This is a genomic window from Gracilimonas sp. (assembly GCF_040218225.1).
Taxonomy (GTDB): Bacteria; Bacteroidota; Rhodothermia; order Balneolales; family Balneolaceae; genus Gracilimonas.
In genome coordinates, this window is sequence record NZ_JAVJQO010000002.1 from 240,611 (window position 1) to 260,160 (window position 19,550).

A 19,550-nucleotide genomic window follows, 5' to 3' on the forward strand; every position below is an offset into this window, starting at 1 on the left:
AGCAAAGCTTTTTCAAAATAGCGGTATTATGTTAACAAGAAAATCCTTTGCTTTTTGAGGATTTATCTCAATTTTGAGATATGAAAAAAGCACTAAAAGTTTTTTTAATATTTGTTATAACTGTTGTAATTCTTTCCGGAGCCGTGGCATTAATCGCTCCAACCTTTCTGACTGAACCTTTAAAAAAAGCTCTCACTGAAGAATTTAGTCGTCAAACCAATCGGGACTATACCCTTGATTTCTCCACTTTCCACATCGGTATCCTCCGACGTACTATAACTGTAGATTCTATCGTCGTTCAACCCGATAGTGCCTCCCCACAAATAAAGAGAATTGCTGCATCCTCGATATCTATCGATGGTATTCAATGGTTCAGCTTAGTCAATAAACCATTTCCCAACTTTAAAACCATCACAATTAATGAACCAGATGTAGAATTGATTAACCGAGGTTTTTCAGCTTCTGCATTCTCAAATTCCGGAGGCAATTCAACCAATGATATAGCTAAGAAACTTGCCACATTTGATCTGTTTATAAAAAGCGGAAAAGGCCGGATTATCCGCCCCAATAAACAGGAAGTCTTTCGTGTTGATGATATCTCTGTAGAAGCAAGAGATATAAACATAAACGAACTTCTGGATGGCTCTCAAATCGTTTTTATGGATAACTTAATCCTCAGTGGCTCTGGACTGCGACTTTCAATGGAGAAGAAACTCTATGAAATAACAGCCGGGGATTTCAGCTTTAATAAAAAATCGGAGTATGCTTCACTGACCGATATTGCTCTTAACCCGCTGGCTCCAAAGTATCGATTTTCCGAAATTAAAAACCGCCAAATAGATCGCATTGATCTGAAGGTGCCAAAAATAGAGTTTATAGGCTTTGAAATGGATTCTCTCGCATCCCAACATTTTGAGATGGATTCCATGCATATTTCTGGAGCCCGAATGGAGGTTTTCCGGGATAAGTACAAAGAACGTCCGACCAGTATTCAGCGCAAACCACTGCTTTATGAGGTTGCTAACGCCATCGATTTCTCTTTTGGGTTAAACAAAGTTGCTATTTCAGAAACTGATATCACCTATGAAGAACATAAACCGCCCTCTGAAAAACCCGGAAGTATTTCTTTTAACGATATAAATGCAACTATTGAAAACTTTCGCACAGAAAGTCATCCTCGATTTTATGAAGACTCTCTGAAATTAAATGTGGACGCATTATTCATGAATGTCGCAACATTGAATTTAGATGTGAGTTATGCCGTTTTTGATAAAAATAACACCCACACAGTAGACGTGACTCTTGGAAGTTTTGATCCTCAGGAAGCCGGAGAAATGCTTCAAAATGTGGGGTTCGTCAAAATTGAAGACGGACTAATTGAAAGTCTGTCTGCTAACTATACCTTGAACTCTTCATCGTCTTTCGGGGAAGTAAAAGTCTTGTATCGGAATTTAAAAGTTTCTTTTCTTAATAAAGATAACCCTGAAAAAACAGGAGTGAAGCAGGTTCTCGGAGATTTTATCGCTAATACTTTTGTACTGAAATCTGATAATCTTGGCGAAAATGCCCGGATCGGAGAAATCAGTTTTGAACGGGAGGTTGAAAAATCTATTTTCGCTTATTGGTGGAAATCCCTGCTTGATGGAATTAAAGAAGTGATCAAATAAATTTATGAAAACCGTACTCACCCCTCCTACCCTATCTGACATCCGGGAAGCACAACAAAGGATTTCAGAATATGCACACCGTACACCTGTGCTAAACAGCAAACAGGTTAATCAAAAAATGGGTGCCCAAATTTTCTTTAAATGTGAAAACTTTCAAAAGGTCGGCGCTTTCAAATTCCGTGGAGCAAGCAATGCTATTTTTTCTTTGACCGATGAAGAAGCCGCCAAGGGTGTAGCTACTCATTCTTCCGGAAATCATGCACAGGCGCTGGCTTTGGCAGCTAAGCTAAGGGGCATTCCGGCTTATGTTGTGATGCCTGAAAATGCCCCAAAAGTAAAAGTGAAAGCCGTCCAAAACTATGGAGCTGAAATTACTTTTTGTGAGTCAACCTTACAAGCCCGCGAATCAACACTTGAGAAAGTAGTAGAGAAAACCGGCGCAACTTTCATTCATCCTTATAACGATGCCCGAATTATCGCCGGACAGGGAACAGCAGCCCTGGAACTGCTGGAAGATCATCCCGATCTGGATATGATAATGGCACCTGTAGGCGGCGGTGGGTTATTGAGCGGAACTGCATTGGCAGCTAAATCCATCAAGCCAGATATAAAAATTATTGGAGCAGAACCTGCTAATGCTGATGATGCCTACCGTTCTTTCCAAAAAGGTGAACTCATACCTGTTAGCAATCCTGATACCATTGCCGACGGATTACGTACTTCTTTAGGTGAACTGCCCTTCTCTTTAATCCGGGAATATGTTGATGATATTGTAACCGTTCCTGAAGAATCTATTATTGAAGCCATGCGTTACGTGTGGGAGCGCCTGAATATGATTATAGAAGCTTCCTGCGCCGTTCCCGTAGCAGCTGTTTTTGACGAAAAAGTAGAGGTAAAAGGAAAAAAAGTTGCCATTATCATTACCGGTGGAAATGTGGATTTGGATAACCTTCCCTGGTAACAAATTACTTGACTCACACTATAATCAGGTTCAGATAAAAAAATAGCACCCTCACTATTCTTTTTCACATAGTGAAACAATTCCTTTCTTAAATTCGTCCTTAGGTAAACAATTTACTGCCATGGGAAAAAAAGAAGATAATAAAACTCGCTCTTTCACTAACGATCTGGACCGTCACTCTGATTTTGATCATGATCCCGATTTTGATTTAGATGAATATATCCGCAACCAAAGTCAGGAATCAGGAAACATTGTTATTGAAGAAGAAACCAAAGATCCTGATCGCTATCTTTTCAAGAATGCCATCCTCATTTTCATCGTTTTTGCTGCTGCTTTTTTGTGGTTTAATAATTGGAATCCATCAGAAGCTTTTACCTTTGTTTTTGGAAATAATGAACAGGCAACTGAGGTAACTGCCGGAGCCCCAGATATTGATCGACTAGAAATTGAGATTCCGGAACCTCCTGAAATTCCAACTGTACCTGGTGTTGAAGCACCACCTGCACCAGCCAGTAATCTGGATATGAGCATCACTGAGTATCTATCTGTTTTACAAGACAAAGGCTACCTTGGAGATGAGATTTCAGGCTTTTCGGCCCGGCAGCTTTATGATGCAAATGTGCCCGTCTCTTACCTTGATGAACTTCAGAATGCAGGCTTTTTAGAAGACCTATCTTTCGTTTACATCACCAACTATTATCAAAACCAAATTCCATTATCCTATCTTGAAAGACTGCAGGATGCCGGTGTATATGAAGAATTATCGTTTGTGGATGTAACGGCCTATTACAATGACGATATTCCTGTAGAGTATCTCGTTACACTAAATGAAGCTGGTTATCTAGAGGAATTATCGTTTGTGTATGTAACCAATTTCTATAATGCCGGTGTTACCGTAGAGTTTTTAGACCAGCTTAAAGAACAGGGTTTATATGACGACCTCAGCTTCCTGGATATTGTGGATTTGTATCAAAGGGAAAATGGGGACGGTTAAACTAATTGAACATCAACATGAAAACAAAATACAGAGACAGCAATAGCGATCCGGATTTTGATCTGGATGAATACATCAGGGAGAAAAGTAAGGAGAACGATGAGATGTCCTACCAGCCTTTGCCTGAAGAAGATGACGGCTCGATGTTTAAAAATGCCGTCCTGATTTTCATGGTATTTGCTGCTTCTTTTCTTTGGTATCACGACTGGAGTCCTGCACAGGCATGGTCTTCTGTCTTTGGGAGTGATCAACAAAATGTGAATGTCAATATTCCCGACATTAACATTAATATTCCTGACATTGATATTCCGGAGATGGCTCCTTTACCAGATTTCAGCTTTGAAGGAGGCTTTGCTGATTATTTAGTGGAAATCAATGATGCAGGTTTAGACAACCTTTTTTCAAATTCCGGATACCAGGCACTTTATCAGACCGGAGTTCCCATCGAATATTTAGAGCAGCTAAATAATGCCGGATATCTGGAGGACGATTTTTCATATTCTGCAGTCATCGGACTTTATAACAGTGGAGTTCCTGTAGAATATATTGACGGACTGAATGAAATGAACTTACTGGATGAATTCTCCTATTCTGCTATCATTGGGTTATATAATTCAGGGGTTTCCTTAGATTATGTTTCTTCTTTAAACGAAGCCGGTTACCTGGATGTATTTTCCTACTCTGCCGTGATTGGATTGTATAATGGTGACGTAAGCATTGACTATCTGAATACTTTATTCGAAAATGGCTATCAGGATGTATTTTCATATTCAGGTATCATTGGCTTGTACAATGGCGGGGTAACTGTGGATTACCTGAATCAGCTCTCACAGAACGACCTGCTTAACGAGTTTTCTTATTCGGCAATAATTGGGATGTATAATGGCGGAGTAACGGTAGATTACATAAATGGTTTAGCTGAACGGAACCTGCTTGGGAACCTTAGCTACTCAGATATCATCCGGATGTACAATACGGATCAATAATCAAGCATTGAAATCTATAATCTATAGAACTTTAGGCTCGTCTAAATCACGAAACTGTAATTCGTAAAGGTGACTATAGAGTCCATTCCGTCCAATTAATTCGATATGGGTTCCCTGCTCCACAATCTTTCCTTCGTCCAACACAAGTATTCTATCTGCATGCTGAACCGTTGATAAACGATGAGCAATTACAAAAGTAGTACGATTTGTCATAAGCCGAACCAGGGCTTCCTGAACCTGGGCCTCTGATTCCGAATCCAGAGAAGATGTTGCCTCATCCAATAACAGAATAGCGGGATTTTTGAGAATTGCTCTTGCTATGGCCAACCTTTGGCGCTGTCCACCACTCAGCTTAACTCCCTTCTCTCCGATTAAAGAATCATATCCATTTTCCGTTTGCATGATGAAGTCGTGGGCATTTGCATCTTTAGCTGCCTGTATAACTTCCTCATCAGTAGCTTCCAGTTTCCCGTATGTAATGTTTTCCCGGATAGTAGTACCAAACAGATGAACTTCCTGAGGTACAATGGAAATATGTTCGCGAAGAGATTTAAACTTCAAATCCTGAATATTATTTCCATCTACAGAAATAGAACCTTTTTGAGGATCATAGAATCTTGGGATTAAATTTAACAGCGTGGTTTTCCCCGCCCCGCTAGGCCCTACCAGTGCTATCGTTTTTCCGGCTTCGGCTTTGAATGATATACCTTTCAATACATCTTTTTCTCCTTCGTAACTGAACCACAAATTCTCAACTTCCACTTCTCCATGCACTTCAGTTATGGCTCTCGCATCAGGATTATTCTCTATTTCAGGGGTTTCTTCTAGAAGTTCAAAAATACGTTCCGAAGCTCCAGCTGCAGTATTTACAGCTGTATACAATCTGGATGTCTGGCTGATTGATCGTGAAATGTTTAATGCATAAATAATGAACGCAACTAGATCTCCGGCAGTGAGCCGATCTGCAAGTACTTCTTTCCCGCCGTACCAAAATATGATAACCAAAGTGCTCATAAACATGATTCCCACACCCGACCAGAACAGCTGGGTTAGCACCATTTTTCGGCGGGCCGTCTTAAATAATTTTTCTACTGCTGTTTGATAACGGCCCACTTCATAATCTTCCCGCACAAATGCTTTCACCAGGCGAACAGCTCCAAGGGCATCTTCTGCCACGGCGGTAGAGTCAGCAAGTTCGTCCTGAATATCTTTGGAAAGATGACGGATCTTCTGACCAAAATAGCGGGTTGCCAAAGTGACAAAAGGTACCGTAACAAAAATCACCATGCTAAGCCGCCAGTTCAGAACTACCATCAATGAGACAGAACCAATCAGCGAAAAAGAAATAGTTAGTAACTGAGGAAGTGAATCCGTCAAAGCTGTTCTGATTGAGCCGACATCATTCGTAAGTCGTGAGGTAATTTCACCCAGTCTGCGCTCAGCAAAGAACTTAAACCCCAACCGGTGCAGATGCTCATATACTTTTTTACGCAGATCAGTAACCACGCGTTCTCCCACCCACTCCAGGTGATAATTTCCGAAAAAGGAGAATGCTGCCTGAAGCACAAAAAGCCCGAACAGCCCCATTGCCAGCCAGTTTAATAACTCGTTATTACCCGATTCAAAAACCGCATCCAGTAATTCCCTCAACCCCAAAGGAACTGTAAGCCATACAGCTGATGCTAATATGGTGACTATTGTTGCTGCATAAAAGCGCACACGATACGGCTTGCTAAGAGCAAATATCTGCTTCAGCGTGAGCCAAAGCGACTTAATTGATTTATTCTCTTTTTCGGGATTCTTACTCATCAGCTGTATTTAAATGCCACCAATAATAAAAGGCTTCATTTTGGTTTCTGCAATGGTATCCAAATACCGTGCCGCAGTTTAAAAGTCTGACATAAAATTAATCCAATTCAAATGAGATTTTTTGCACTCAAATCACTATCTATACTTAAACTTAAATCTAGTTTTCAGGTTATGGATAGCGAAATTCTGACGTGGATTTTTTTAATCGGGGGTATTCTGTTAATGTTCCTGGAGGCAGTCCTTCCCGGAGGCGTGGCATTTCTTCTTGGGTTTAGCGGTTTGGGAGTGGGTATTCTCAGATACTTTGGCTTTCTGCAAGACCCGTTTACAGCAACATTTGTCTGGCTGATGTCGTCAACTATTCTAACCATTGCTATTCGTCCATTCATCAACAAATATTTTAAAGGAGAAACTTCCTACAAATTTGCCGACGAAGATTATGAAGCAATGGACCAAATCGCCGAAGTCACTGAACCAATTAACGACCTGGATAATGAAGGCCGTATCAGGTTTCAGGGAATTTCCTGGCAGGCGCGTTCGCTGGAAGGTGAAATCCCAACCGGAGTGCAGGTTCGAATAAAATACCGGGATAACACAACCTGGATTGTAGAACCAGTAGATATTATAGAATCAAAGAAAAACCAACTTAAAGACTCAAACCAAAGCTAATATGTGGACCACAATTTTAGTAGTAATCGTTTTATCCTACTTCGTGCTGACACGGCTCTTTCAAATCGTGGAAATGCGTGAAGAAGTTATTCAGGAGCGACTAGGGAAATACAAAAAGACTCTTAAACCTGGGTTTCACTTCCTGATTCCGTTTGTAGACCGGCCCGCGTACAGCCAGGAAATGCGAGAGCAAGTGTTGGATGTACCAAGCCAAACATGTATCACCAAAGACAATATTGAAGTTGCAGTAGATGGCCTCGTGTACCTGAAGGTAATGAACTCTCATAAAGCCAGCTATGGAATTTCGGATTACCAGGCAGCAGCTGTGAACCTTGCCCAAACCACAATGCGAAGTGAAATCGGTAAAATGACGCTGGATGATACCTTTTCAGAACGAGAAAAAATGAATGAAAACATCGTTCGTGAGATTGATAAGGCTGCAGATCCATGGGGGATCAAAGTGATGCGATATGAAATAAAGAACATCCGCCCTTCCAGTGAAATTGTGGATACTATGGAGCGGCAAATGGAAGCTGAGCGAGCCAAACGAGCTGAGATTACAAATTCCGAAGGTCATAGACAGGCACGCATCTATGAGTCTGAAGGTGAACAACAAAGCCAGGTTTTGATTTCTGAAGCTCAGCGTCAGCGAAGAATCAACGAAGCAAAGGGACGGGCTAAAGAGATAGAATTGGTTGCCAATGCAACAGCTAAAGGACTTAGGAGAGTAGCTGAAGCGATTCAAAAACCAGGCGGAGATATCGCAGTTAAAACCAAGCTTGTTGAACAATACATCAAACAGTTTGGTAATATTATACAAAACTCAAATGTGTCGGTTCTCCCTACCGAAACGGCAAATCTTAAAACCTTTTTTGAAGGTGTAAGTACTATCAGCGACCACACAAAAAATCCAACAAACAAAACCAAAACATCTAACCGAGGAGAGCAATAATCATGGAAATCATGGAGACAATTAGTCAGGTTTTATTAGGTGTATTTTCGGTTTTTGTAATGTATAAATTCATTCGCTCACTACGGTTGGTTCCCAACCAGTACGCATACATTGTTGAGCGTTTGGGGAATTATCAAAAGACATTAGGCCCCGGTTTTCATGCTCTTATCCCCTTTGTAGACAAGGTCGTTTATAAACAGGATTTGCGTGAGGAAACCATCGAGGTAGAACCACAGGAATGTTTCACCAAAGACAATGTGAAAGTGGAGGTAGATGGCGTAATCTATCTGAGTGTGATGGATCCTGTTAACGCAAGTTATGGCGTCACCAACTACCGGTATGCTGCCGTACAACTTGCCCAGACCACAACCCGTTCTGTTTTGGGTAATATGGAGCTGGATCAAACTTTTGAAGAGCGGGCTGCTATGAGCCGCGAAGTTGTAAGTGTGCTTAGTGAAGTTGAACAGCTATGGGGTATTAAGGTACATCGCTATGAGATTAAGAACATTCTGACCCCTCGTACCGTCCAAAAAGCCATGGAAAGACAAATGACGGCGGAGCGCGACCGCAGGGCTATTATTGCTAAGTCTGAAGGTGTAAAAGGTTCTAAAGTAAATGATGCTGAAGGGATGAGAGCCGAAATCATTAATATCTCCGAAGCCGAAATGCAGCGCCGTATTAATGAAGCTGAAGGTCAGGCCGAGGAAATTTTATCCATCGCAGAAGCAACGGCAAAATCTATTGAAGAAATAGCAGGAGCGCTCTCCCAGCCAAAGGGTAAAGAGGCAATGCAACTTCAACTTTCTGAGAAATATCTGACCGTTCTCTCGGGGCTTGGCAGAGATGAAAACAGCGTAATTCTGCCAAAGGATATTTCCAACTACGATGCTGTTATGAATGGCCTCTCGCTTGATGAACTGACAGTAAAGAAAAAGGAAAGTTGAGTCATAGATCATATCTAACTATAGAGGGCAGTTCATAAATCATGAATTGCCCTTTTTTATTATTTATATTCCTTCCTGCGGAAAAAAGCCGCCTGAAACCAACAGATTCACTTTTATAAAATTCCTTAGAAATGAACGCATTAGATCCGGCTGTACAAGAAAAAATTGACAAATGGTTAAACGGAAGCTATGACAAGGAAACCAAATCAGCCATTCAACAAAAACTCGACGATAAGAAATTCGATGAGTTGACTGATGCATTTTATAAGGACCTGGAATTCGGCACTGGCGGACTTCGCGGGATCATGGGAATTGGTTCAAACCGTGTTAATAAATATACGTTTGGTATTGCCACCCAAGGCTTAAGTAATTTCCTGAAAAAAGAATATCCTGATCAGGATCTCAAAGTTGCCATTGCTCATGATTGTCGGAATAATTCTGAACAGTTGGCGAAAGTTGTTGCTGACGTCTTCACCGCTAATGGAATTAAAGTGTATTACTTTGATGCCCTGCGCCCTACCCCAGAGTTATCTTTTGCCATCAGAGAGCTTGGCTGCCAAAGTGGGGTGATGCTAACGGCATCCCACAATCCCAAAGAATACAATGGATACAAGGCCTATGGCGCTAATGGCGGACAGTTTGTATCTCCCTATGATAAAATGGTAATGGAGGAAGTTCAGAAAATTGACAGCGTTGATGATGTCAACTTTAATGGAAATGATAAGCTGATTGAAGTTATTGGCTGGGAAATGGACGAAAAATACCTGAAGGCTCTTACAGATTTATCTGTATCTGAAGAGGCTATAAAAAGGCAAAAGGATTTGAAGATCGTATTCTCTCCTATTCACGGAACTTCGCGAAACCTGGTACCGGAGGTTTTAAAACGATACGGATTTGAAAACGTAACTGTGGTCGAAGAACAAATGACGGTTGATGGCAACTTCCCTACGGTTGTATATCCCAACCCTGAGGAAAAAGAAGCACTCAATATGGCATTAGAAAAAGCTAAAGAAATTGATGCTGATCTGGTTATGGCTACCGATCCGGATGCAGACCGGGTTGGAATTGCCGTGAAAGATATGACTGGAGAATTTGTGCTCCTGAACGGAAATCAGACAGGTTCACTCATAATCAATTATATGCTAACGGCATGGGAACAAGCTGGCAAAATAACCGGCAATGAGTACATCGTTAAAACGATCGTTACTTCTTACCTTATTGATCGCATAGCCAAAGCTAAAGGAGTGGAATGCTTTAATACCTTAACAGGATTTAAATATATTGGTGAATTAATGACCGGGCTTGAAGGTAAAAAGCAGTTTATAGCCGGTGGAGAAGAAAGCTATGGCTACCTGATAGGCGATCATGTGAGAGACAAAGATGCGGTTGTGTCCTGCGCTATTATCGCAGAAATGACTGCTTTCTATAAAGATCAGGGAACCAGCTTGTATGAAGCGATGCTCGATATGTATGTAGAGCATGGATTTTTCCGTGAAAACCTGGTTTCGGTGACAAAGAAAGGAAAGTCAGGTGCGGAAGAAATTCAGCAGATGATGATGAATTTCAGAGCCAATCCACCAAAAAAACTGGGAGGTTCTCAGGTTGTGACAGTTAAAGATTATCAGACTGCCAAGTCTAAAAATATCGCCACTGGAGAAGTAACCGATATCGACTTGCCAACATCAAATGTTTTGCAGTTTATTACGGAAGATGGTGCCATCGTATCCGCAAGACCTTCCGGAACTGAACCAAAAATTAAATTCTACTGCAGTGTTAATACAAACCTGATGAGTACAGAAGATTACAATCAGGTTTCGGCTACTCTCGACAAAAAAATTGAAATGATGATTGAGAGCTTAAAGAGCTAATTTTACGATTCTTGGTTCTTTTTTTGCTTTTCCTGAGCCTTAAAGAAAGATAGGAAGGGTCTTTACTTTCATTATAAAACCTTATTAATTATTCGGTGTGTTTGATGGTTATTTATGGAACACCACGGGGCTGATTTTGTTGTATTAGTACAGTTCAACTAAAATTAATGAGGTAATAACTATGAGTGTAGTGAAAAGAGATACCATTGAGAAGCTAATCAATGAAACAAAGGATATTAATGTCACTATATTTTTACCTACTCATAAAACCGGTGAAGAAGGCAAGCAAGATACGATTCGGCTTAAGAACCTTATTCAAAAAGCAAAGAGTGAACTCATAGAAAAAGGCTGGCAAGAGAGTAAAGCAGAAGATCTCTTTAAAAAAGTTCAGTCTTTGACCGAAGAAAATCAGTTCTGGCTACATCAGGATAAAGGATTAGCTTTATACATAAATGAAGATTACTTCGACTACTTTAAAATACCGGTAAGTCCTGAAGAGAATTACTACATCGCTGAAAATTTTCTTATTACCCCTCTTTTGGAGCTTCAAAATCATCACGGCATTTATCATGTGCTCATGCTTAGTCAGAATGAGACAAAAATGTTCAAGATTGCTCCCGACTTAACTACCAAAGTCGAGTTTGAGAGTGTCCCAACAAGCATGAAAGAACATCTTAAATATCATGTCCACGAACGATCCATTCAGCAACATACCGGTACCAGTGGCAAAAATGCTATGTTTCATGGGCAAGGAGGCGATACAAATGAAGATGATAAAGAGCTTGAGCTTTTTCTAAAGCATATTGAAAATAAAGTGACCAAATATCTTAAGAAAGAAAACGGGCCACTCATAATAGCCGGACCAGAAAAAATGGTTGCCTATTATAAAAAGGCTAACAAATATTTTAATGTATTACCTACAACTATTACCGGTAATGTTGATAACAAGAGCGCAGATGAAATTGCTAAAGAATCGTGGAAGATTGCCAAAGATTATTTCCAGCAGGATATTGAAAGTGATATTGAACGGTTCAACAATCTGCAGGGAAGCGAGTTAATCTCTACTGAAATCGAGGAAATTGTCAAAAGCGCTTATTACGGTAAAGTCGACACGCTTTTTGTTCCTATGGGTTACAGGCAGTTTGGTGTTTTTCATCCCGATGAGAATCGCGTGGATATGTCAGAATCACTTAATGGTGAATCGGTTGACCTGATTAACTACGCAGCTATATCTGCCATCAGGACCGGAAGTACCTTATATGGCTTGCCACAAGCTGAGGTACCAAAAAATTCAGGATTGGCTGCTATTTATCGTTACAAAAGCTAGCATCCTGATAAATTAAATAAAGGGGCCGGGTTTGTAATAAATTCCGGCCTTTTCATTTTTTTGTAAGCATAACGGGAAGCTCAATATCGAACCTGTTGCCTCTATCCCCCTCATCAGATATGGACAAAGTCCCCCCGGCTTTTTTCAGCAACAAACGAATCGCCTGAAGATTCAGAGCTATACCTTTTTGATTTAAATCCTGGTTGTTATTAAAAATCTGACCGATTTGATCATTGGTTAACTTTGATCCTGTATTTTTGATAGTCAGTAACAGGTAATTTGATTTTGAAGCGCATTTATACTCCTGCCTCACCATGACCATTTCTCCCTCTAAGGTAAACTGTATAACATTTGAAATGAGGTTTCCTGCAATTTGAAGGACCTTACTTTTTGGAAAAGGCAAGTCTTCGCACTGCTGGTGATTAGCAATAGTAAGGTCAATATCTTTGATTTGAGCCTGTGGCTCATATAACTCCTTAAGCTTTTCTTTCAGAGTCAATAAATTGAATTCCTGTTCACCCGGTTTTCTTTCCCCATTTTGCTTTTCTGATGAAAGCCTTTCATTGGTAATGTCCAGTAAATTATTACCTGCTTTTTCAATTAAGTCCAGGTAGCGGACAATCTCACCAACCTGTTTCTCTAGATCCTGATCTTTAATAAGCTGAATCAAACCAAGAATACCACCAATAGGTCCGCGGATATCATGATTCAGTTTTCTTTTAAAATTATATCCCGCTATTAATCCGGACTGTAATTTTTCAACCTTCTTGCGGGTTTCAAGTCGTTCTACAATTTCGCTGGATATAATTTTTAGAAGCTCAGCTTTTTCCTTGGTTATTCTTTTTGAGTTGGCATCTAGCATGCACAATGTACCAATTTTAAACCCCTTGCTGGTTATAAGTGGTATTCCGAAATAATATTTGAGCCTTGGAGGATAAGCTACATATTTCCTTTCTCTGAACCTCTTGTCCGTACTCAGGTCTTGAACTTCAAAAGCCTGCTCACTCAATATCGTGTATTGACAAATACCTTCCTTTCTGGGCATTTGTTCTATATATAAGCCGTAGGATGCGACGGTCCACTGGGTGAAAGAATCTATCAGGTTGATAAGACAGATTTCAGTTTCCGCAATCTTAGCTGCTAACTTTGCCAAATCCTTTAGTAAAGGATCTAAACCCGAATAGTCTAAATCAAATGCAGATAATTCTAATATCCTTTCTAATTCCTTTTCAGGAACTGGATTCAATACACTGGTTTCCATGCGATAAATTTATCTATTGATTACCAGTGTTATCGATGGAGCTATTAGAAACTTAAGTATAAAAGTTCATAAATAAGCCAATTAGTAATCAGAGCAACTCGAAATTCTTTCCGGCTTTCTGCAGCACAATCCCATCCATTTCTAACTGAAGTAAAGATACTAAAAGCCGGCTGGTGCTGATTCCAATTGCATCACTCAAATCATCTACCTGAAATGATTCTTTTTCTAAAGCTTCACAGATTTTTATAGCGGTCTCATCAAGTTCTTTATCCCGCCAGTTTACTTTTTTCTCTTCTTGTGATATTTCTGCTCCGGAAGAATGCTCAACAGGTAATTCTTCCATAATGTCGTCTACCGTTTGAACCAGTTTAGCTGCACCTCTCTTAATCAGATAATTACATCCTGTTCCTGAAGGACTTCCCAGTGGATGTGGTACAGCAAAAACTTCCCGGTTTTGATCCAATCCAAGATCCGCTGTAATCATGCTTCCCCCTTTAATACCAGACTCTACAACCAATACCCCAAGACTCATTCCACTTACAATACGATTCCTTACCGGAAAATTGCCTGCATCAGGATTGGTTCCAAGAGTAAATTCAGTGATAACAGCGCCCCCCGATTTAACAATTCGATTCGCTAAATCAGCATTCTTTTTAGGATACAGGTTATCAATCCCTGAACCCAGCACGGCCACAGTAGATGCATTATGTTCCAATGCAGTTTGATGAGCTATCGAATCAATGCCATACGCCAAGCCGCTAAAAATGCACAATCCTTGTTCAGCCAATTCGCCCGTTAACTTCTTCGCCATATTCCGGCCATAAGCCGAAGTATTTCTTGTTCCGACAACAGCAACTCCCGGTTTAGAAAGGGCTTCGGGATTGCCTTTAATCCAAAATAGAGCAGGAGGATCATATATTTGTTTTAAAAGAGGAGGATAATCAGGATCACCTATAGTAATAATTTCAGAACCGGTTTTCTCTGTCTCCGAAATGAGAGCATCCACTTTTTCCCAGCTGTCAAACGCCAGGATCGAAAGTGCAGAGGCCTCTCCAATACCTTCAATAGACCGGAGTTTTCTTTTTCCAAGGCTGAATATTTCTTCCGGCTCGTCAATGTTTTTAAGCAGTTTATAAATGCGCCGGCTCCCAAACCCCGGAATTAAACTCAGCGCAACCAGTACCCTACGTTTCTTCTTGTTCTTTCCCATGTTGAATGTATTCCCATAGTTTCTCTCTCAGCTCGTCTATACCATGACCAGTAGCTGACGAAATAGGAATAACGGGAATTTCATCATCAAAGTGAAGTTCTTCTTCTAACTCAAACCCTTGTTTTAAATCCATTTTAGTAACTGCAAGAATGCGGGGTTTGTCGAGAAGGTCCTTTCGGTAGGACTTCAGTTCATTTAAAAGGGCCTCATATTCGTACTTAATGTCCGTCATAACGCTGACCATAAATAGCAACACATTATTGCGTTCAATATGCCGGAGAAACTGAATTCCAAGCCCTTTTCCTTCGTGAGCCTCTTCAATAATTCCAGGAATATCAGCCATTACAAAACTACGGAAGTCCTCAAATTTAACCACACCAAGGTTGGGCTCCAGCGTAGTAAAAGGATAGTCGGCTATTTTTGGTTTAGCATGTGATAAAGCCGAAAGCAAGGTACTTTTTCCGGCATTTGGAAACCCTACCAATCCCACTTCAGCTATAAGTTTAAGTTCCAGCTCTACGGTTCGTTCTTCGCCGGGTTTACCTTCCTGGGCATGCTGTGGGGTTTGGTTGGTAGAACTGCGAAAGTGCCAGTTTCCCAAGCCTCCCTTCCCACCTTTGGCTATCACCAGTTTTTCTTCGTGATCAGTAATTTCACCCAGCCTCTCTTTAGTGTCTGCATCAAAAACTACTGTGCCGAGCGGTACTTCCAGAATTTCATCTTCACCTGCAGCGCCAGAGCTTTTACTTTTTGCCCCGTTTTCCCCATTTCCGGCCCTCACATATTTTCGGTATCTGAGATCAAGTATAGTATTCAGCTGTTCGTTTCCAACCAGGATAACATCACCACCCTTGCCCCCATCTCCACCGTCAGGACCTCCTTTTGGGACATATTTTTCCCTTCTGAAGTGAGCAGAGCCATCTCCACCCCTTCCGGCCGTTACATAAATTTTAGCGTAGTCAGCAAAGCGCATAAAGTGTTTTTCTTTCAGTCAAAAGTACTTAATCAAAAGCACAATTAGATTTTCAGCATCCGGATCTCAGGCATTCGCCACGAGATGACACCTGGTTTAATTATAAATTTTCAAAAATGAAGTTACTCATCAGTTGATAGAGGTGTTTCCTGGCATTTCCACCATAAATACTGTGAGCTTTGTTGGGATAGATCATGGTTTCAAAGTCAACATCAGCCTCTATCAACGCATCTATCATTTCAACAGAATTCTGGAAGTGAACGTTGTCATCCCCGGTACCATGAATCAGTAAATAATTGCCTGTAATCTGATCCACTTTTGTGAGTGGTGCTCCTTCGTTATATCCCTCAGGATTCATTTGAGGAGTCTGCATGTATCGTTCGGTGTAGATGGTATCATAAAAACGCCAGCTGGTTACCGGTGCTACCGCGATGGCCGTAGTAAATATATCTGAACCTTCAGCCAATGCTAAAGATGACATATATCCACCATAACTCCAGCCCCAGATTCCGACACGGTTTTCATCAACATAAGGCCATTCTGCAATTTGTTTGGCAGCTGCAATCTGATCAGCCGTTTCTAACTGGCCCAGTTTCTTATACACCTGCTTTTTGAATTGCCGGCCCCGGGCTCCTGTTCCGCGATTATCTACTGAAACCACTACATATCCCTGGTTTGCAAGGTACTGATGCCACATGGGGCGCTGCCCACTTCCAAAAGCTTTTGTTACTGTCTGGCTGCCGGGGCCACCATATACATACATCAACACCGGGTATTTTTGGGTAGAATCGAAATCAGCCGGTTTCAGTACATAAGCGTTCAGGCTGGTGCCATTTACGTCCAGTGTAAAAAATTCTTTTTCTACAAAACTGTATTCTGCAAGGGTCTCGCTTAGGCCGTTATTGTCCTCGATAATTCTCACACTACGGCCATTACTTCGATGCAGACTCATCACCGGAGGCTTATTATAATCTGACCAGGTATCAATATAGTATTTGAAGTCCCGGCTCATGTTAATATCATGCCAGCCAGTGCCTTCGGTAAGCTTGTCTTTTTTCTTACCATCAATTCTAATGCTGTAAAGATGCCGCTCAAGAGACGATTCTTCTGTACTCACATAGTATAATTCATACGTTCTTTCGTTGTGACCTATCAGGTCTGTGACATCCCATTTTCCGGAAGTAATCTGCTCTAACTGCTTTCCCTGCGTGTTATACAGGTACACATGATTGTATCCGCTTTTGTCACTTGTAGTAATAAACTGCTCTCCATTTGTCAGGAAATACAGGTTATCATGAACATCCAGCCAGGTATCGCTTTGCTCTGTGAGGATCACTCTTGTTGAACCGGTTTCAGCATTTGCAAAAAGTAAATCCTGCTTATTCTGCAATCGGTTCATTCTGCGAATGGCCAATCGGCTGTTATCCCGGGTCCAGTTAATTCGCGGAATGTACTGATCGGTCTCTTCTCCTACATCCATCGTCACTGTTTCACTGGAATCAAGATGGTACACATGAATGGATACAATGGAATTTTGCTCTCCGGCCTTAGGGTATTTAAACTCTACTTCTTCCGGGTAGAGAGAGCCCCAATTGGTCATAAAAAATTCTTTCACCCGCTCTTCATCGAAACGATAAAAAGCGATCCGGTCTCCCTCGGGCGACCAGAACCAGGCTTTGGCAAAACCAAACTCTTCTTCATACACCCAGTCGGCGGCACCGTTAATAATCTTGTTGAACTCGCCATCAAAGGTGATTTGAGTTTCCTCACCGGTCGATAAATCAACCCAAAACAAATTATTGTTTCGAACAAAAGCGGCACGATTGGCTGAGGGTGAAAGTTCAGCATATTGCTGCTTTTCTTCAGAATTCGTCAGCTTGCTGAAATCACCTGATTCAATTTCATATACGTAATAATTCTCGCGGGTACTTCGGCGCCAGATTTGTTCTACATCCGTTTTAACGAGCAGCTTGGATTCATCCGAAGAAAATTGATAACCCTGAACCCGGATGGTATCGCCATCAGCATCCGTAAACTCATTTCCGTTAAACAGAACCTCTTCTGATCCATCAACAATATTAAACCTAATAATCTGATTATCTCTCGTAGCCGAATAATATTCACCATCATTCATCCAGCGCACGTTTTGCACGTTATTAGGTGAAAACGTCCCATCAAAAATATGTTCAAACTCAATAGGTTTTTTATCCTGAGCTACTGTAGCTACAGAACATATTGCCATCAATATTATTGAGAGTCTAAATACTTTCATAAATGATAAATTTGGATTAAAAAAGAAAAGAACGCCGGTTGAGCATTCTTTTCTGTGGTACTGTTTAAATGTCTTTTACTTCTTATGGAGAACCAGCTTCAGCAGCTTGGTAAGTTTTGACTTCATCTTGGTTCGGGGAAGGATGAAATCCAAGAATCCATGTTCGAGTAAATACTCCGCTGTTTGGAATCCTTCGGGCAGATCACGTCCAATTGTTTGCCTGATCACTCGCGGACCTGCAAATCCGATTAATGCACCCGGCTCAGCAATATTGAAATCACCGAGCATAGCATAACTTGCCGTTACTCCACCAGTAGTAGGGTCTGTCATATAAGATATATATGGAACCCCGGCTTCCTCGAGCTGAGCCAGCTTAGCTGAAGTTTTTGCCATTTGCATCAGGCTGAGCACACTTTCCATCATACGGGCGCCACCTGTTTGAGAAATAATCATCAATGGAATTTTATTTTCTCTGGCGTGATCAATAGCTATACCTAATCTTTCTCCTACAACCGACCCCATACTTCCGCCGATAAAAGAGAAATCCATGCAGGCAACAACCAGATCCAGCTTATTCATTTTCCCAACCCCAACGCGAGCCGCATCACTTAACCCCGTTTTTTCCTGATATTCTACCAGACGGTCTTTGTATTTCTTTCGGTCTTCAAACTCCAACGGATCGGTAGGCTGAATTTCCTGCCCGATTTCCTTGAATTTTCCATTATCAAAAATAATCTCGAAATACTTTTCACTTCCAATTCTGAAGTGGTATCCACTTAGCGGATCAACCCAAAGGTTATCTTCCAGCTCGCGTTTATGGATGGTTTCACCGGTTGTAGGAACTTTAATCCAAACCCCTTCCGGCATTTCTTTCTTGGTGTTGGTCTGGATGTTTTCGTCTTTTCTTTTAAACCAGGACATATACTGAGTTTTGTGAATTTTTCAGAGTAGTAAAATAAAGATTCTGAGTGTTAATTCTGAATCTGTTTATACGGAAGTATTATTAACCTGACTGCTGCTCAAATAATTTGATTCCAGCTCTTCAGCCGTTGTTTTTTTGAAAAATTGTTTACCCGATGAACTATTAAAAAGAGCGAGCAGAGCATTAGCCGAAATGTTTGTGGTTTCCTGCACTTCAAGTCCTTCCAATTTGTCTTTATTTAAACGGTCAATTCCGGTCCCTATAATCTTCTCACCGGGATTCAGCATCGGCTCAATTTCGGTAAGCTCCAGAATTTCTGAACCGGATGCAGCTGTAAGCTCCCCGGTAACCTCAAACTTTTGATGATACAAGTGCTTCCGCCGTGCATTAATCACAGCATGAACCGTTCCCTCACCGGCCGATTGAGCAAAACCTGCGAGGGTATTCCCAGCATAAATATCTATGTCTGAACCAAATAACATTCCTTTCACGGCACTTGCAGCAATCCGGAGCCCTGTATATGAGCCAGGGCCTGTACTAACCAGCACGGCATCAAGATCAGAAATTTTGAAGTTTTGCTCGTTCATCAAATCACGCACAAATAAAAACAAAAGCTCTGAATGCGAACCTTTTCGTTCGGTTCGTTTCTCAAACACATTTCCTTCTTCATCCTGAAAGGAAACCGAGCAAATATTGGTAGCTGTTTCGAAAGCAAGTATCATAGAATAGAAATTG

General features: G+C 41.1%; 16 protein-coding genes. 9 read left to right on the forward strand and 7 right to left on the reverse strand.

The features are described from left to right. Positions 1 to 80 precede the first annotated feature (80 nt). The 4 genes from RIB15_RS01095 to RIB15_RS01110 all read left to right on the forward strand — a co-directional run bounded on the left by RIB15_RS01095 (position 81) and on the right by RIB15_RS01110 (position 4,608). A complete protein-coding gene (locus RIB15_RS01095) occupies positions 81 to 1,667 on the forward strand; it encodes an AsmA family protein (RefSeq protein WP_350200300.1) in 1,587 nt (528 codons plus the stop codon). A gap of 4 nt (positions 1,668 to 1,671) precedes the next feature. Next, positions 1,672 to 2,628: a pyridoxal-phosphate dependent enzyme gene (locus RIB15_RS01100; protein ID WP_350200301.1), complete on the forward strand. Its 957-nt coding sequence runs from the start codon at positions 1,672 to 1,674 to the stop codon at positions 2,626 to 2,628. Positions 2,629 to 2,749: 121 nt separating this feature from the next. After that, positions 2,750 to 3,622, forward strand: coding sequence for a hypothetical protein (locus RIB15_RS01105; protein WP_350200302.1), 873 nt, complete (start codon positions 2,750 to 2,752; stop codon positions 3,620 to 3,622). A 17-nt stretch (positions 3,623 to 3,639) separates the two neighbouring features. Beyond that, the gene (locus RIB15_RS01110) at positions 3,640 to 4,608 is read left to right on the forward strand and encodes a hypothetical protein (protein WP_350200303.1); all 969 of its coding nucleotides are present in this window, start codon (positions 3,640 to 3,642) and stop codon (positions 4,606 to 4,608) included. A 21-nt stretch (positions 4,609 to 4,629) separates the two neighbouring features. On the opposite strand, the gene RIB15_RS01115 is transcribed toward RIB15_RS01110, so the two are convergent. Next, entirely contained in the window at positions 4,630 to 6,417 is a 1,788-nt protein-coding gene (locus RIB15_RS01115) for an ABC transporter ATP-binding protein (RefSeq protein WP_350200304.1), read from the reverse strand. A gap of 171 nt (positions 6,418 to 6,588) precedes the next feature. Here RIB15_RS01115 and RIB15_RS01120 point away from each other — a divergent pair, with 171 nt between their 5' ends. The 5 genes from RIB15_RS01120 (at position 6,589) to RIB15_RS01140 (ending at position 12,177) form a co-directional block, all read left to right on the forward strand. Further along, complete coding sequence (locus RIB15_RS01120) at positions 6,589 to 7,086, forward strand: NfeD family protein (protein WP_350200305.1); 498 nt, start codon at positions 6,589 to 6,591, stop codon at positions 7,084 to 7,086. 1 nt (position 7,087) lies between these two features. Then, positions 7,088 to 8,038, forward strand: coding sequence for an SPFH domain-containing protein (locus RIB15_RS01125; protein ID WP_350200306.1), 951 nt, complete (start codon positions 7,088 to 7,090; stop codon positions 8,036 to 8,038). Between the two features lie 2 nt (positions 8,039 to 8,040). Then, positions 8,041 to 8,982, forward strand: coding sequence for an SPFH domain-containing protein (locus tag RIB15_RS01130; RefSeq protein ID WP_350200307.1), 942 nt, complete (start codon positions 8,041 to 8,043; stop codon positions 8,980 to 8,982). 131 nt (positions 8,983 to 9,113) lie between these two features. Further along, positions 9,114 to 10,850, forward strand: coding sequence for a phospho-sugar mutase (locus tag RIB15_RS01135; protein WP_350200308.1), 1,737 nt, complete (start codon positions 9,114 to 9,116; stop codon positions 10,848 to 10,850). Between the two features lie 181 nt (positions 10,851 to 11,031). After that, positions 11,032 to 12,177: a baeRF7 domain-containing protein gene (locus tag RIB15_RS01140; protein WP_350200309.1), complete on the forward strand. Its 1,146-nt coding sequence runs from the start codon at positions 11,032 to 11,034 to the stop codon at positions 12,175 to 12,177. A gap of 52 nt (positions 12,178 to 12,229) precedes the next feature. Here RIB15_RS01140 and RIB15_RS01145 read toward each other — a convergent pair whose 3' ends face one another. From RIB15_RS01145 to tsaB, 6 genes are all read right to left on the reverse strand, one after another. Further along, positions 12,230 to 13,438, reverse strand: coding sequence for a GAF domain-containing sensor histidine kinase (locus RIB15_RS01145; protein WP_350200310.1), 1,209 nt, complete (start codon positions 13,436 to 13,438; stop codon positions 12,230 to 12,232). Between the two features lie 88 nt (positions 13,439 to 13,526). Next, on the reverse strand, positions 13,527 to 14,648 hold the full coding sequence (dprA, locus tag RIB15_RS01150) for a DNA-processing protein DprA (protein WP_350200311.1): 1,122 nt from the start codon (positions 14,646 to 14,648) through the stop codon (positions 13,527 to 13,529). Further along, complete coding sequence (gene obgE / locus RIB15_RS01155) at positions 14,623 to 15,621, reverse strand: GTPase ObgE (protein ID WP_350200312.1); 999 nt, start codon at positions 15,619 to 15,621, stop codon at positions 14,623 to 14,625. The genes dprA and obgE overlap by 26 nt, the downstream gene beginning before the upstream one ends. Before the next feature lie 100 nt (positions 15,622 to 15,721). Continuing rightward, entirely contained in the window at positions 15,722 to 17,893 is a 2,172-nt protein-coding gene (locus tag RIB15_RS01160; RefSeq protein WP_350200313.1) for a S9 family peptidase, read from the reverse strand. Positions 17,894 to 17,968: 75 nt separating this feature from the next. Then, the gene (gene accD / locus RIB15_RS01165; RefSeq protein WP_350200314.1) at positions 17,969 to 18,814 is read right to left on the reverse strand and encodes an acetyl-CoA carboxylase, carboxyltransferase subunit beta; all 846 of its coding nucleotides are present in this window, start codon (positions 18,812 to 18,814) and stop codon (positions 17,969 to 17,971) included. Positions 18,815 to 18,880: 66 nt separating this feature from the next. After that, positions 18,881 to 19,537 carry a tRNA (adenosine(37)-N6)-threonylcarbamoyltransferase complex dimerization subunit type 1 TsaB gene (gene tsaB, locus RIB15_RS01170; protein ID WP_350200315.1) on the reverse strand — a complete coding sequence of 219 codons (657 nt, stop codon included), beginning with the start codon at positions 19,535 to 19,537 and terminating at the stop codon, positions 18,881 to 18,883. Positions 19,538 to 19,550: the final 13 nt, after the last annotated feature.